The sequence below is a fragment of the Vibrio sp. NH-7 genome (assembly GCF_053643215.1).
The window spans coordinates 902,818-916,443 of the sequence record NZ_CM132187.1; the positions used below are offsets into that span (position 1 = coordinate 902,818).

At 46.8% G+C, this 13,626-nt stretch carries 16 protein-coding genes; 12 read left to right on the top strand and 4 right to left on the bottom strand.

Features of this window, described 5'->3' with window-relative positions:
- Nucleotides 1-11: 11 nt before the first annotated feature.
- Nucleotides 12-359, bottom strand: coding sequence for an ArsC family reductase (locus tag ACUALS_RS04320; protein ID WP_454448940.1), 348 nt, complete (start codon nt 357-359; stop codon nt 12-14).
- 201 nt (nt 360-560) lie between these two features.
- On the opposite strand from ACUALS_RS04320, the gene ACUALS_RS04325 reads away from it, so the two are divergent.
- Nucleotides 561-848 carry a winged helix-turn-helix domain-containing protein gene (locus ACUALS_RS04325; RefSeq protein WP_038140190.1) on the top strand — a complete coding sequence of 96 codons (288 nt, stop codon included), beginning with the start codon at nt 561-563 and terminating at the stop codon, nt 846-848.
- Here ACUALS_RS04325 and ACUALS_RS04330 read toward each other — a convergent pair.
- Nucleotides 845-1,198 (bottom strand): DUF4156 domain-containing protein, encoded by a 354-nt coding sequence (locus tag ACUALS_RS04330; RefSeq protein ID WP_454448941.1) that lies wholly within the window; start codon nt 1,196-1,198, stop codon nt 845-847. The genes ACUALS_RS04325 and ACUALS_RS04330 overlap by 4 nt on opposite strands.
- Complete coding sequence (locus ACUALS_RS04335) at nt 1,179-1,520, bottom strand: DUF2956 domain-containing protein (protein ID WP_005471769.1); 342 nt, start codon at nt 1,518-1,520, stop codon at nt 1,179-1,181. Before ACUALS_RS04335 ends, ACUALS_RS04330 begins: the two co-directional genes overlap by 20 nt.
- Nucleotides 1,521-1,608: 88 nt before the next feature.
- Between ACUALS_RS04335 and ACUALS_RS04340 the strand changes: the two genes are divergently transcribed.
- A complete protein-coding gene (locus ACUALS_RS04340) occupies nt 1,609-2,148 on the top strand; it encodes a TPR domain-containing protein (protein WP_454448942.1) in 540 nt (179 codons plus the stop codon).
- Between the two features lie 80 nt (nt 2,149-2,228).
- Here the strand turns inward: ACUALS_RS04340 and nrfA are convergent, their stop codons facing one another.
- The gene (nrfA, locus tag ACUALS_RS04345; RefSeq protein WP_005471723.1) at nt 2,229-3,596 is read right to left on the bottom strand and encodes an ammonia-forming nitrite reductase cytochrome c552 subunit; all 1,368 of its coding nucleotides are present in this window, start codon (nt 3,594-3,596) and stop codon (nt 2,229-2,231) included.
- 534 nt (nt 3,597-4,130) lie between these two features.
- On the opposite strand from nrfA, the gene nrfB reads away from it, so the two are divergent.
- From nrfB to ACUALS_RS04395, 10 genes are all read left to right on the top strand, one after another.
- Nucleotides 4,131-4,718: a cytochrome c nitrite reductase pentaheme subunit gene (nrfB, locus tag ACUALS_RS04350; RefSeq protein WP_038217740.1), complete on the top strand. Its 588-nt coding sequence runs from the start codon at nt 4,131-4,133 to the stop codon at nt 4,716-4,718.
- Nucleotide 4,719: 1 nt separating this feature from the next.
- Complete coding sequence (gene nrfC, locus ACUALS_RS04355) at nt 4,720-5,412, top strand: cytochrome c nitrite reductase Fe-S protein (protein WP_039477941.1); 693 nt, start codon at nt 4,720-4,722, stop codon at nt 5,410-5,412.
- Entirely contained in the window at nt 5,409-6,380 is a 972-nt protein-coding gene (gene nrfD / locus ACUALS_RS04360; protein ID WP_331402246.1) for a cytochrome c nitrite reductase subunit NrfD, read from the top strand. Before nrfC ends, nrfD begins: the two co-directional genes overlap by 4 nt.
- Before the next feature lie 2 nt (nt 6,381-6,382).
- The gene (locus ACUALS_RS04365; RefSeq protein WP_454448943.1) at nt 6,383-8,290 is read left to right on the top strand and encodes a heme lyase CcmF/NrfE family subunit; all 1,908 of its coding nucleotides are present in this window, start codon (nt 6,383-6,385) and stop codon (nt 8,288-8,290) included.
- Nucleotides 8,268-8,816 carry a DsbE family thiol:disulfide interchange protein gene (locus ACUALS_RS04370; protein ID WP_454448944.1) on the top strand — a complete coding sequence of 183 codons (549 nt, stop codon included), beginning with the start codon at nt 8,268-8,270 and terminating at the stop codon, nt 8,814-8,816. Before ACUALS_RS04365 ends, ACUALS_RS04370 begins: the two co-directional genes overlap by 23 nt.
- Nucleotides 8,806-9,240 (top strand): cytochrome c-type biogenesis protein, encoded by a 435-nt coding sequence (locus ACUALS_RS04375; protein ID WP_454448945.1) that lies wholly within the window; start codon nt 8,806-8,808, stop codon nt 9,238-9,240. Before ACUALS_RS04370 ends, ACUALS_RS04375 begins: the two co-directional genes overlap by 11 nt.
- A gap of 73 nt (nt 9,241-9,313) precedes the next feature.
- The gene (locus tag ACUALS_RS04380) at nt 9,314-9,772 is read left to right on the top strand and encodes a DUF2919 domain-containing protein (protein ID WP_454448946.1); all 459 of its coding nucleotides are present in this window, start codon (nt 9,314-9,316) and stop codon (nt 9,770-9,772) included.
- 81 nt (nt 9,773-9,853) lie between these two features.
- On the top strand, nt 9,854-10,756 hold the full coding sequence (locus ACUALS_RS04385) for a Dyp-type peroxidase (RefSeq protein ID WP_454448947.1): 903 nt from the start codon (nt 9,854-9,856) through the stop codon (nt 10,754-10,756).
- 113 nt (nt 10,757-10,869) lie between these two features.
- Entirely contained in the window at nt 10,870-12,003 is a 1,134-nt protein-coding gene (locus tag ACUALS_RS04390) for a flagellin (RefSeq protein ID WP_005471846.1), read from the top strand.
- Nucleotides 12,004-12,267: 264 nt separating this feature from the next.
- Complete coding sequence (locus ACUALS_RS04395) at nt 12,268-13,401, top strand: flagellin (RefSeq protein WP_038140221.1); 1,134 nt, start codon at nt 12,268-12,270, stop codon at nt 13,399-13,401.
- Nucleotides 13,402-13,626 lie beyond the last annotated feature (225 nt).

A 13,626-nucleotide genomic window follows, 5' to 3' on the forward strand; every position in this document is an offset into this window, starting at 1 on the left:
CTTTACTTACTTTATGAAAAAATCGCAGCGTATTGATCTGCTTTAAAACCTAGGTGGTAGCTATCACCTGACAGGAGAATAGGGCGTTTAATCATTGCTGGTTGTTCTACCAGCAATGCAATCGCATTGGCTTCGTTTAGCCCATCTTTTTGCTCTTGGGTCAGTTGGCGGTAGGTGGTTCCACGTTTATTGAGGACATTTTCCCAACCGAGCTGTTGGCAAAACGTTTCCACCATGGCTTGGTCTACGCCTTGCTTACGGTAGTCGTGAAACTGGAACTCAATGCCTTCTGCTTCTAACCATTTCTTAGCTTTTTTAATGGTGTCGCAGTTAGGAATACCGTACATGGTAATTGTCATAATAAACCCTTTGAAGTGACTTTTTTGTTATTTCAGCATCCTATCAGGAACTCTGTGTCGAGACAAAAAGTGTGATCGATATATTTCAATGGGCAAAAAAAATGTGTTTCAGGAAGTTGGGATTGTAGAGTTATTGATCAAACGCAACACATGACCCGACAAAACAGAAATAATGACTCTAGAATTTTATAGGAGGTATCAATGGAATTGAGTCCTGTTTTTGCAAGGCGACTGTATTTAGCGCTACTTGTCGAGAATCTAGAACGACCTAACGTTCCAAAACTGATTGAAAAGACTGGGTGGCCACGCCGAACAATTCAAGATGTCATTAAGGCTCTTCCTGGCATAGGTATTGAGTTGATGTTTGTTCAAGATGGGCGACGTCACAATGATGGGTATTACCAACTCTCTGATTGGGGCCCATTTGATAGCCAGTGGGTAATAGACCGAGAGCCAGACATCGCCGCCAGTTTAGGTTTTAAAGCCTAGTCTTTATTGCTGCACCGATAAGCACTCCCCATCACAGTAAAGGAGGTGGTGAAGTCTTGAGGAGCAGTGACAAACACAGTATTCGCGCCAAGTTTCTTGGCGCGATTTTTTATGTCATTCATCGCACCTTGCACCATCACATCATTGGTAAAAAACAGATAGCTGTACCAATGACCCTCACTGCCAGTCACTTCGCCCAGCCATTGGCAATCATCAGCATCAAATCCAGCATCCATTCTTAAGTGAACAGCTTGAGCTGGGCTGTCTAGATGGTTCATCGGCGAGGTACAACCTGCCATGAACACGGCAACCAGAGAAAGGGTTAGTGCATTATTGAATTTGAGTAACATAGGCGATAAATCCAATCCAGCTCAGGGCTAGCAACACCCAAGGCAGTCGAGTTGGGGTTGAGGGTTGTGAGTGAGAATCCATTGGCAGCTCTGCTTCAACGTCGGTTTGTTCAACACGTTTGGCTTTCTGCGCTTTCTTTCTTGCTTTGTCGGCTTGACGGGACTTCTCTTTTTGCTGCTTTTTGTATTGCGCAATCCCTTTTTCAATCCCTTGAGCGATCAGTTTGGTTTGCTCTTTGGTCTGTCCGGGCTTTTGGGTGGCTTTGGCAATTTTCATTGCTTCTTGCTGGGTTTCTTGCGACGGAACGACTTTTTTGTTCATGAGATAAATACTGCTGGATCAAAGATACGTTTATCCTAACACGATATAATTAAAGCGGAATTGAGATTTACAGCATGAGGCGTATTGTGTGAAAAAAATAGTGCTTTTCAGTGCGGTTATCGCCGTGCCTCTGTTTTTTTGGTTTAAAGGTTCACCGCCTCTCCCGCCCGAAGCCTCTGAGCAGGTCACTCGTCAGCGTGACCCAATGAGCGATATTCAGGGCAAGCTCAAGCAAGATCCAAATCAAGCTCCGTTGTGGTTTAAATTGGGTCATGGTTATCTGAACCAGCAAGAGTTTGATGCGGCCTTGACGAGCTTTGACTACGCAATTCGACTGAGCCCAGAGCCAGTGGCCAGCCACTACGCGGCGAAAGCAACCGCGCGTTACTACTTGAACAACCAAGTGCTCGATGATGAGGTCAGCGCATTGTTGAACAAGGCTCTTAAGATAGAACCGCTCAATTTAACCGCCCTTTCTTTGATTGCCAGTGATCATTTCATTAGCTTTCGTTATCAGCAAGCGATTGACACTTGGACAAAGATGCTCGATTCACAAGACCGTGATTTAGACCGAGCTTCCATCATTCATTCTTTAAACCTCGCTAAGCAGATGCAGAACAATCAGTAGCGTTTTGCTTGGCCACGAGTTGATAAATGCAACGAATATAAAAAACCGGCGAAGTTCGCCGGTTTTTTGGTTGTTAACGCTTAGTACTGAGATTCACGTTCTTTTGCGGCTTTGTCCCATTCTGGTACTACGGTATCTAAGAAGTGCGCCTTGTCTGCGTTCATCTTCTCCATATCCATCCCCAGAGCTTTCTGGGCCGCTTCTTTGGTAGAGATGTCCGGCAGAACAACGGGATCGGTGATGCCTTTTTTCGCTAACAAACGGACCAACTTGGTTCGCGCGTCGGCGGCTTTGTCTACCGCGGTACCCAGCACTTCAAGCGCGACTTCTGGAGCGTGCATGTGAACGCCGTGTGATGCAATCGCATAGTCCCAGCGCCATTGCGCATGGCGAATGTCTTGCAAGATATCTTTCATCTCTGCGTCAGTCGCGCCAGCATCCCACGCCGCTCCTGCTTCAAAGTGAGCTGCAACAATTTGCTTCTCAGCCGTCAGCTTCATGTTGAGAACTTGCGCTTTGCGGCTCGAAACGATTTCATACATTTGCTCTTTGCTTTGAGTGTGGCAGTTAGCGCAGGTGTCTTCGAAGCGATCAAACGGGTTGCCTACTTTGTGGTCGGTGTAAACCGTGCCATCTTCTTTGGTCACTTTTGGCATATGACAATCCACACAGACCACTTTGTTTTTACCATGAACGCCGTCACGCCACGTCTCATACCCAGGGTGCTGAGCTTTTAGCATTGGCGCTTTTGAGACTTTATGCGTCCAGTCTTTAAAATTGAGCGCGTCATAGTACTGTTCCATTTCATCGACAGAGGTGCCCATATCCCAAGGGAACTTGACCGCTTTGGTTGGCCCAGTGAAGTAGTACTCAACGTGGCATTGTGCACAAACCGACGCTTGTTGATCAAGGCGAGACTGTTTTTCAAACGGTTTATTGATGGCTTGGAACGCGCGATCAACATAAGGTTTTGCAAGCGCTAGTGCTGGCTCTCCCTTTTTGAAACCCTCGCTACGAGTGTCGTGACAGTCGGCGCAGCCAATTGGATTGGCAATTTCTTCACCTAAGCGAGCCCACTTACCTTCGAAGTAGCCATCTTCTCCACGTTCGTCAATGACTCGCCCGACATCAGGGCTTTTACAGCTCCAACATGCCATTGGCATAGGGCCAGATTTGTCATCTTGGGGAGCGCCCGTACGAAGCGTTTGACGCACATCGTCGAGTGCATAAAAGTGGCCGCGAGCTTTATTGTAGTCTTTGGCAAACCCATACCCCGCCCACATGATCACCATATTGGGATCTTCGGCTAGTGCGTCTTCAATGTGGTCGCTTTCAGACGTTGCTTTCCAGCTTTGGTATTGATCTGGGTGGTTTTGCTCATAGGCATCGTTTCTAGGATCGATGAGATCGTTGTTTTCAGACGCCGCGAAGCTGGCTGAGCTCATCATTGAGCCTGCCAACAGGAATATTGCCGCGGCGGATGTTGGTATCCAGTGCAATTTTTTCACAGTGCTATCTCCGTAATTCCGTTTGTTATAAACAGCGTTGTGAACTGGCTATATCCAAATTAAGAATTGGAGAACTGAAATAAATTGTAATAAAGAGAAATAAATAAAATAACTTGGTAACAACTCATCATTGCGTTAGATCAATTTAGCTAAGTGACGCCGTTCAAATTACCTCGCCAATACCTCTAAAGGGGTATATGAGAATTTCCTTGTTGTTAATGAAAGTTATTATCATCAAACACTTATGGCGAAAACCGCGCGAAATTTATGGTGATTTAGATCGTTTTTTAGACAGTAAATACTACCTCTAAAGAGTGGGTGGAGTAGACTATTTATATAGCGTTGTGGCTTTTCCAAAATAAGAATTGATCTCATTTGATATGGATATTTCGTCGATATCGAAGGGCATTAATTTTGACCAGATTTCTATTGTTGCTTTCGGCGATGGTGGGTCTGGAATAAGGAAAGGATAATATGGGCAATATAAAGTTGGCCATAGTCATAATGCTAAAGTCTCTCCTAGCATTCTGCCTCTATGGTTATTCGCTTCATGCCGTTGCCGACACTTCAAGCTTGCAAACTGAAGGCCAAAGCGCTCGCCATGAAGTCACGCTTATCCGTGACAAGGACTATAAATGTGTCCAGTGTCATAAGGATTCGAAACAATCTTTACAAGGTTCACACGGTGAGGATGCACACAAGATCCTTGGCCGTGAAGTAACGTGTACCGAATGTCATAACAACATTGGACCAGACCACCGTGAAGGTGCTCCGATTGTCACTAAGTATTCAAGTGCTCAGTCACAACCAGGGACCGATAAAGTCTTCCTCGATCCTGAGCAGATACTCAAAGCGAATAGTCAATGTACAGACTGTCACCAGCCTAAGTATTTGCGCGACGATAGCTGGACTCACGATGTGCACGCAAAGAATTTGACCTGTTCGAATTGTCACGATGTACATGCCAGCAAAACCAAAGTGCTTGGTTTGGAACGCAAAGAGAAAATTAAGCTTTGTGTCGACTGCCATTCTGACTTTAACCAGCAGAAAAAGGAGCAGTGATATGAGTTGTTCTAGACGAAACTTTTTAGCCGGAACAGGGGCGCTTATCTTTACGACAGGCGTTGCGGGTACTGCGGTGTTAAGTAGCCGAAAAACATTGGCCAATGTAGAAGAAGACGGAAACAAACTCTACGGCATGGTTCATGATGAAACCGCATGCATTGGTTGTACAGCATGTACCGATGCTTGCCGCGAAGTGAATAAGGTCCCTGAGGGCGTCTCGCGCTTAGAAATAATTCGCAGTGAGCCCCAAGGTGAGTTCCCAAATGTTGATTACCGTTTTACTCGCAAATCTTGTCAACACTGTGAAAATCCACCTTGCGTTTATGTTTGCCCAACGGGAGCCGCCTACAAAGATGAGAAAACGGGCATTGTGGATGTTCATAAAGAGAAGTGCGTGGGGTGTGGCTATTGCTTGGCGGCATGTCCTTATCAAGTGCGTTTCTTTAACCCTGAAGACCATTCCGCTGACAAGTGTAACTTCTGCCGCGATACCAATTTAGCACAAGGCAAACTTCCAGCCTGTGTGGAATCTTGTCCAACGAACGCGTTGATTTTTGGTGATCTTAACGATCCCAATAGTGACATTAACCAAGTGTTGAATACCGAAGTGGTTTATCGCGATAAGGCGCATTTGGGGACGAAGCCCAAACTGTACAAAGTGCCTCATCAGAAAGGGGAGATCTCATCATGAATGGATTTGAAAGTGCGTTTCACTTTGACTCGTTAGTGTGGGATTGGATCATCGCCATCTATCTCTTCTTAGCGGGTATGTCTGCGGGGGCGGTGATGATTGGTCTCTACCTACGCCGCAACGTTATTGAGGGGGACCCTGCGAATAATGGCATTTTGAAAGCGGTGGCTTGGCTTGCGCCGTTTGGCATTATCGTCGGGTTATTGATCTTGGTTTTCCACTTAACCAAGCCGCTCGAGTTTTGGAAGATTATGATTTACTTCAACGTGACCTCGGTCATGTCGATGGGCGTCATTTTATTCCAAGTCTATATGGCGGTATTGTTTGTTTGGATCGGCGTGCTATTTCGCCATCAAATCATCAGCTTCTGTGAAGGAAAACTGCCAAGCGGGTTGCTGGATTTAGTGGATGGTTTGCTCATTAAAGCCAAGCAAGTCAATAATCCGTTGGAGCTGTTTCTTGGTTTCCTTGCCTTGGTTTTGGCTGCCTATACCGGCTTCTTATTGTCGGCATTGAAAACGTATCCGATGCTAAACAACCCAGTGTTACCGATACTGTTTTTGTTCTCGAGCCTCTCTTCCGGCGCGGCAGCCTGCTTGCTGTTTGGAATCTTAGTCTTTAAAGAATCAGCGAGCAGCCCTAGCGTGTCTTGGGTGCATGGCTTTGAACGTCCAGTTGTCCTGTTTGAGTTGTTTGTTCTGGTTACCTTCTTTACGGGATTGATTTTCAGCGGTGGACAAAACGAAGTGGCGGCTTGGAATGCGATTGGAGGTGGGTTCTGGTCGAACTGGTTCTGGTTTGGTGTCGTATTGATTGGGATGTTATTGCCACTCACATTGAACGCGGTGTCGCCAAAAGAGGTTCGCCATAATGGTGGGTACATCTTTGTTGTGACCATGCTGAGCCTAGTTGGCGTGCTCATGTTGCGTACCTTTATTTTGTACGCTGGCCAGATGACGGTCGTGTAACTATGGTGGGAGAGCTAGGGCTATTGTCGTTGGTGTGGATCGCGGTGCTCAGCAGTTTGAGTGTGGCGATGTTTGCTTGGCAACGCTATCGCAATGCAGTCTCAGTGCTCTCCCTTGTTTGCATTGCACGTTTGGTTGCGGTGGGGGCGATTCTCAGTTTAGGGCTTCTGGCGTTCCTATTTTTAAATGATCAGTTCCAGTTTGCCTATGTCGCTACCCATTCCAACTCGGCGCTCCCTCAATTTTTCAAACTCGCTGCCGTGTGGGGGGGGCATGAGGGCTCCATGCTGTTTTGGGTGTTTACCTTAAGTTTATGGAGTGCGTTAATCTCATTTCATCCGCGTAAACCGTCGCGCTACATTCAGCATGTTTTGTGGATTATGTTGGCGTTTGTTGCGGCGTTTAGTTGGTTTACCTTGTTGGCGTCAAACCCGTTTAGCTACAGTGATGTTTATGTCACTGAAGGGCGAGATTTGAATCCGATGCTTCAAGATGTCGGGCTGATCTTTCACCCGCCTCTGCTTTATCTCGGCTATATAGGATTCTCTACCGTCTTGGCTTTTGCTTTAGCGGCATTGCTTGAACCCAAATTTGATGCTCACTGGGTGAAAGAGTGTCGACTGTGGGCGGTGTCATCATGGATGCTACTGACATTAGGCATCTTGGTCGGTTCTTGGTGGGCGTACAATGAACTAGGTTGGGGCGGCTGGTGGTTTTGGGACCCAGTAGAAAACGCGTCGTTACTGCCTTGGCTCACGGGGACGGCACTTCTGCATACCTTGATTGCTTCATCGCGCTATCAGCAGCTTACATTGTGGTCACTCAGCTTGGCGCTGGTGACATTCAGTTTGAGTATTCTCGGGACTTTTATTGTCCGGTCAGGAATCTTAACTTCGGTGCATGCTTTTGCGGTTGACCCTAGCAAAGGGATTGCCTTGATCGCGATTTTAGCCCTCACCTTACTCGGCTCATTTGTTCTGCTTCTTCGCCAAAGCGATGCCATTCGTAGCGAAGCATTGCACTCGGTGCTGGGTCGAAGCTACTTGATATTGGTGTCTGCAGGCTTATTGATTGTGGCAATGTTTACGGTGTTTTTGGGTACCTTTTATCCGATGCTATACGATTTGCTGGGTTTAGGCTCCATATCGGTCGGAGCGCCTTACTTCAATACTCTGATTCAACCTTTGGCTTTGCTCGCTTTGTTGGGGATGGGGATTGCGCCTCTTATGAAGTGGCATCATGGGGGCTATCTGAGTTGGCGCGCGATAGTGCTTTTGTTTGCGACTGCCTCATTCGTTGGCGCTGCGGCGTATCGGCTTCAAGCGACGGACTGGCGCTTCGCTACCTTGCTGGTTTGGATGCTCGGCGCTTGGGTTATTGGTAGTCATTTGCTGATAGCTGCCAAGAACCGAACGGTGAGCTTTATGGTGCTGGCTCATGTGGGGCTAGCTGTCGTTTGTATTGGGGCGAGTATGAACAGCCAGCACTCTTATGAGCTCAATCGTAAAATGGAGCCAGGCACAACTACTGAACTGGCGCAGTGGCAAGTGACCTACCTTGCTACCGAATGGTACGTTGGCCCCAATTATACTGCCGAGCAGGGGGTGATTGAGTTTTCGTCTCCGACCGGCGCGAGCTTTAGGCTGGCACCAGAACGTCGCCACTATCCAGTGCGTGTCATGAATATGAGTGAGCCAGCGACTCGCTCAACATGGCATGGTGATTACTATGTCACATTGGGCGCGAAGGTTAATAGCAAGGCGTACGCGGTCAAAATACAATATCGTTCCTATATTGCATGGATTTGGGCGGGCGCAATTATGGCGATACTGGGTGGATTGTTGCCATTGCTGCGCTCTTTTTCGTTGATCAAGTCGAGAGTGACTCATGGCGCTATTCAACAATCGTAAAGTGTTTATTTTTATCCTGCTGTTGGCGGGTTTTATTGGTTTCTTGGTGGCGGGGCTTCAATCGGGAAACTTTGGTCCTAGTCAGCAGCCGGTCGTTCGTCAACTCCCTTCCATACCTGTCACATTGTTAGCCAGTGGCTCTGTGGTTCACAGTGATACGCTTCTCGGACAAGATTATCAGTTAGTGAATGTGTGGGCGTCTTGGTGTGGAGTGTGCAAGGCTGAGCATGCTTTTCTCAATCAACTCGCCAGTGCGGGGGTTCCAATCATTGGTCTAAACTATCGAGACAAAAAAGCCGCGGCGCAAAACTATTTAGCCTTGGGAGGCGACCCTTATCGACACGTTGTGTTTGATCCCAAAGGTCAGTTTGGAATAGAACTAGGAGTCGTGGGGACGCCGGAAACGTATGTGGTCAATCGTGAGGGCGAGATCGTCTACAAACATTTTGGTGTACTGAATCAAGCTTCATGGGATGCTCGTTTCGCCCAATATTTTAGTCAAGAAGCGGATGACCATGATTCGTAATATAGGGATCGTCGTTGCGGTGTTGATGTCGCTCAACCTCTGTGCCCAAGAGCCACAACTCTTCGCGGCATCAGACAGTGAGCTTGAAGTCAAAGTTGAGTTGTATGAGTTTGAAAGTCCGGCTCATCAAAAGCGAGCGATTGCGCTGGCCAAATCATTGCGCTGTCCTCAATGCCAAAATCAAAACCTTGTCGAGTCAAACTCCCCCCTTGCCAAAGATTTGCGCTTAATTGTGTTTGAGAAAATAAATGCAGGGGAAGATGAGCAACAAGTGATTGATTTTATGACGGCAAGGTATGGTGAGTTTGTCCGCTACAAGCCAAGATTTTCTTGGCAAAATAGCCTGCTTTGGGGGTTACCGATTTTGTTGTTGGTTGGATTCTTTTGGCTCTCTGTAAAGTCAGTGCGAAATCGACAGGCTTAACAAAAATCTGATAGATCTTTTTTCTCATTGGGTTACATTGAATCCCATTGAAATGAAGATGTTGTAGGAATTAGTGCGGTACTCAATAGAACAATACGACAAACATGGATTTTTGAAAGCGCCGAAATGGCTGTGGCTCGGCTGGTTATTTATGGCCAAAGCTTGGGTCGTTTTTGTTGTCGCGGGCGCAAGTCGTGAAAGTGGCAGTAAGATTCTCAATATCGTCTATCCTGATCATTCCATGCTGTATCTAGGCTTGGCAATGGGCTTACCGAGCATCTTTTTGATGTGGTTAATTAGCTTACGAAACCCTGAAAGGGGCTGGGTAAACAAATTAGTCAGCTGGGGAAAAAGCATTACTCTTGTGACCGTAGTTAGCCAATTTTCGCAAAGCGTTTATCATGTATCTCTAGAGCAAGGGGCCTTTAGTTGGGCAAATGGCATCACCATGCTTGTCCTGCTTTGGTTTGGTCTTTACGTGATGAAAAGCCGCAGCGTGCGAGACAGCTTTTACAATCCGCCAGCTTCCTAATTGAGTGAGCTCTGATCGGTGTCAATATCCCAAACATAAAACAAAATACACTGTGCAAAATAACAATGTGAGGAATCTTCTATGTCAAACCCTCAAAGTGCAATACTTCCTGAAGCGGGCCCATTCGCTCAGTATACGTTACTGAAAATCAAACAAAATCCGCAGTCGGTCGTAGAGAAACTCAAAGCATTACCGCAACTCGTCGAAGAGCTTAACCAGCAGCAACCTGGCGCAGATTTGACGCTCTCGATTGCTTTCACCAAGTCGTTCTGGACTCAACTTGACGCTGCAATGCCGCCAGAACTGATTGATTTCCCGGTTCTAGGTGAAGGCGAGGTGGTCGCGCCGAGCTCAGACGTTGATGTGTTGCTTCATTGCCACTCAAACCGTCATGATTTGCATTTCTATCTACTGCGCAAGTTGATGGCTGACATTGAGCAAGACGTGCAAGTTGTTGATGAAACTTACGGTTACCGTTACCTTGACTCTCGCGATATGACGGACTTTATCGATGGTACCGAGAATCCGAAGGAAGGCCAGCGCGCGGAAGTGGCGATCATTCCGGAAGGTGAGTTTGCTGGTGGCAGTTATGTCATGGTGCAACGCTTCATTCATAATCTGCCTTCTTGGAATCGCTTGAATGTGTCGGCGCAAGAGAAAGTGATTGGTCGTACCAAGCCAGACTCTATCGAGCTAGACGATGTGCCTGCGGCTTCCCATGTTGGTCGCGTGGATATTAAAGAAGAAGGCAAAGGGTTGAAGATTGTTCGCCACAGTCTTCCATATGGCAGTGTCTCTGGCGAACATGGCCTACTGTTTATTGCCTACTGCAACACTCTCCATAACTTCAAAGCCATGCTAGAAAGCATGTATGGCGTGACTGACGGTAAAACCGATCAACTTCTGCGCTTTACTAAAGCGGTGACGGGGGCTTATTTCTTCTCACCGTCTGCACAGATGCTTCAGTCGCTGAAACTAAAGTAAGCCATCAATGAAACCACAGCCGAGCAACTCGCTCGGCTTTTTTGTGCAATTTTTCTAAAGATCTCGCGTTTAGGCCGATAACTTAGGTAGCCCATAAAAGGAAACCGTCATTCATGGCCATCACTGTTAATACCAATGTTTCTGCAATGACCGCGCAGCGTCACCTGACGAATGCGACGGATTTGCTGAACCAATCTCTGGAGCGTTTAGCTTCGGGGAGCCGGATTAATAGTGCAAAAGATGATGCGGCTGGCCTGCAAATATCTAACCGACTCGAAACTCAAATGAGTGGTTTGGATGTGGCGGTGCGAAACGCCAATGATGGGATCTCCATCATGCAGACGGCGGAAGGGGCGATGAATGAAACCACCAACATTCTTCAGCGTATGCGTGACTTGTCACTTCAATCGTCCAATGGCTCCAATAGCCAAGCTGAACGAACCGCATTACAAGAAGAAATGGCAGCTTTGAACGATGAACTGAATCGAATCGCTGAAACCACCTCTTTTGGTGGTCGAAAATTGCTCAATGGTTCGTTCGCTTCGTCGTCTTTTCAAATTGGTGCCAGCTCAGGTGAAGCGGTTCAAGTGTCACTCAAGAACATGCGTTCTGACAGCTTAGAAATGGGCGGTTTTAGTTACGTTGCAGCAGGCAAAGCTGATGCCAATTGGCAGGTTGGGCAGGGAAATCATGTCTTGAACATGGAATACACCAATGCTCGCGGTGAACAAGAGGTCATTCAAATCAAAGCCAAAGCGGGCGATGATATAGAAGAGTTGGCGACCTATATCAATGGTCAAACCGATAAAGTCTCCGCTTCGGTGAATGAGGAAGGCCAGCTACAAATCTTTATGGCGGGTAAAGAAACCGCAGGGACACTCTCGTTCTCGGGTAACTTAGCCAATGAACTGCAAATGAACCTAGCGGGTTATGAAGCGGTTGATAACCTCGACATTTCTGATGTCGGCGGCGCTCAGCGAGCGGTATCCGTGATTGATACGGCGCTAAAGTATGTTGATAGCCATCGAGCAGAACTTGGCGCACTGCAAAACCGATTCAATCACGCCATTACCAATCTAGATAATGTGCATGAGAACCTCGCGGCGTCGAACAGTCGAATCAAAGATACAGACTACGCGAAAGAGACCACACAGCTGGTCAAGCAACAGATCTTGCAACAAGTGAGCACGTCGATATTGGCGCAGGCTAAACAACAGCCGAACCTTGCGATTACCTTGTTAGGTTAATCGAATCTGAGAATCTGTTTTTCTCATAAAAGAGAACGGTATCGACAGGCGAATAGAAAGCTTTAGTAAAAAAAACACTTTTTTTAAGTTTTTCTCCTGTTGGTCACGCTTTCCTCCCCAAATGCACTTTTTTCAAAAAAAACTTAAAAAAATTCTCAAGGTTTTCCAAACCGTGCCGTTAATAAAAGTAACTTTGAGAGAACTACTTGGTTTTCCGAGACGTCGGAAACCGGAAACATCGGAAAATCAATTGGAGAAATCACCATGGCAGTGAATGTAAATACTAACGTAGCAGCGATGACAGCACAGCGTTACCTAAATAGCGCAACGAACGCACAGCAAACTTCAATGGAGCGTTTGTCATCAGGTTCTAAGATCAACAGTGCAAAAGACGATGCAGCGGGTCTACAAATCTCGAACCGCTTAAACGTACAAAGCCGCGGTCTAGACGTAGCGGTACGTAACGCGAACGACGGTATCTCAATCGCGCAAACTGCTGAAGGTGCGATGAACGAGACAACCAACATCCTGCAACGTATGCGTGACCTATCACTACAATCTGCGAACGGTTCAAACTCTAAGTCTGAGCGTGTAGCAATTCAGGAAGAGGTGACGGCACTAAACGACGAGCTTAACCGTATCGCGGAAACCACATCATTTGGTGGTAACAAACTGCTAAACGGTACGTTTACAACCAAATCAATGCAGATTGGTGCGGATAACGGTGAAGCAGTTATGCTGACTCTGAACGACATGCGCTCTGATAACGTTGGCATGGGTGGTACGAGCTACAAAGCTGAAAACGGTAAAGACAAGAACTGGTCTGTTCAAGCTGGCTCAAATGACCTAACAATCACGCTAACACCAAAAGATGGTGAAGAGCAGACGATCAATATCTCTGCAAAAGAGGGGGATGATATTGAAGAACTGGCGACTTACATCAACGGCCAAACAGACATGGTAAAAGCGTCTGTCGATGAAGATGGCAAGCTGCAAGTGTTTGCGGGCACCAACAAAGTTGAAGGTGAGGTAAGTTTCGGTGGTGGTCTAGCTGGTGAGCTAGGTATGCAAGATGGTCAAGCGGTAACCGTTGACACTATCAACGTAACATCTGTAGGTGGCGCACAAGAATCGGTAGCGATTATCGATGCGGCTCTAAACTATGTTGATAGCCACCGTGCCGAACTGGGTGCATTCCAGAACCGTTTCAACCACGCGATTAACAACTTAGACAACATCAACGAAAACGTGAACGCGTCTAAGAGCCGAATCAAAGATACGGACTTTGCGAAAGAAACAACGGCAATGACCAAGTCGCAAATCCTATCTCAAGCATCAAGCTCGATTCTTGCTCAAGCGAAGCAAGCACCGAACTCGGCACTAAGCCTACTAGGCTAAGCGTCAGCTTTAGAAAAAAATCCAGCTTCGGCTGGATTTTTTGTTTTTAGCTAAGTGATTGATATTGAATGGCGCTATAGAAATCACTTTTAGACCCAAATCACACTTTAGTGTTCAATCTAGAAAAATTCGTAAAAAAGTTAATTTTCTCCTAAAGGTTAATCTAAGTCCGCCGTTAAAGGATTGAGAGAAATGAGATGTGCCAATGCGAGGTGAGAGACGCAG

Bases quoted from the DNA above. Each gene is read 5' to 3' on its own strand.
- ACUALS_RS04320 (WP_454448940.1), bottom strand. From the start codon at position 359: ATGACAATTACCATGTACGGTATTCCTAACTGCGACACCATTAAAAAA.
- ACUALS_RS04325 (WP_038140190.1), top strand. From the start codon at position 561: ATGGAATTGAGTCCTGTTTTTGCAAGGCGACTGTATTTAGCGCTACTT.
- ACUALS_RS04330 (WP_454448941.1), bottom strand. From the start codon at position 1,198: ATGTTACTCAAATTCAATAATGCACTAACCCTTTCTCTGGTTGCCGTG.
- ACUALS_RS04335 (WP_005471769.1), bottom strand. From the start codon at position 1,520: ATGAACAAAAAAGTCGTTCCGTCGCAAGAAACCCAGCAAGAAGCAATG.
- nrfA (WP_005471723.1), bottom strand. From the start codon at position 3,596: ATGATGAGCTCAGCCAGCTTCGCGGCGTCTGAAAACAACGATCTCATC.
- nrfB (WP_038217740.1), top strand. From the start codon at position 4,131: ATGGGCAATATAAAGTTGGCCATAGTCATAATGCTAAAGTCTCTCCTA.
- nrfC (WP_039477941.1), top strand. From the start codon at position 4,720: ATGAGTTGTTCTAGACGAAACTTTTTAGCCGGAACAGGGGCGCTTATC.
- nrfD (WP_331402246.1), top strand. From the start codon at position 5,409: ATGAATGGATTTGAAAGTGCGTTTCACTTTGACTCGTTAGTGTGGGAT.
- ACUALS_RS04365 (WP_454448943.1), top strand. From the start codon at position 6,383: ATGGTGGGAGAGCTAGGGCTATTGTCGTTGGTGTGGATCGCGGTGCTC.
- ACUALS_RS04370 (WP_454448944.1), top strand. From the start codon at position 8,268: ATGGCGCTATTCAACAATCGTAAAGTGTTTATTTTTATCCTGCTGTTG.
- ACUALS_RS04375 (WP_454448945.1), top strand. From the start codon at position 8,806: ATGATTCGTAATATAGGGATCGTCGTTGCGGTGTTGATGTCGCTCAAC.
- ACUALS_RS04385 (WP_454448947.1), top strand. From the start codon at position 9,854: ATGTCAAACCCTCAAAGTGCAATACTTCCTGAAGCGGGCCCATTCGCT.
- ACUALS_RS04390 (WP_005471846.1), top strand. From the start codon at position 10,870: ATGGCCATCACTGTTAATACCAATGTTTCTGCAATGACCGCGCAGCGT.
- ACUALS_RS04395 (WP_038140221.1), top strand. From the start codon at position 12,268: ATGGCAGTGAATGTAAATACTAACGTAGCAGCGATGACAGCACAGCGT.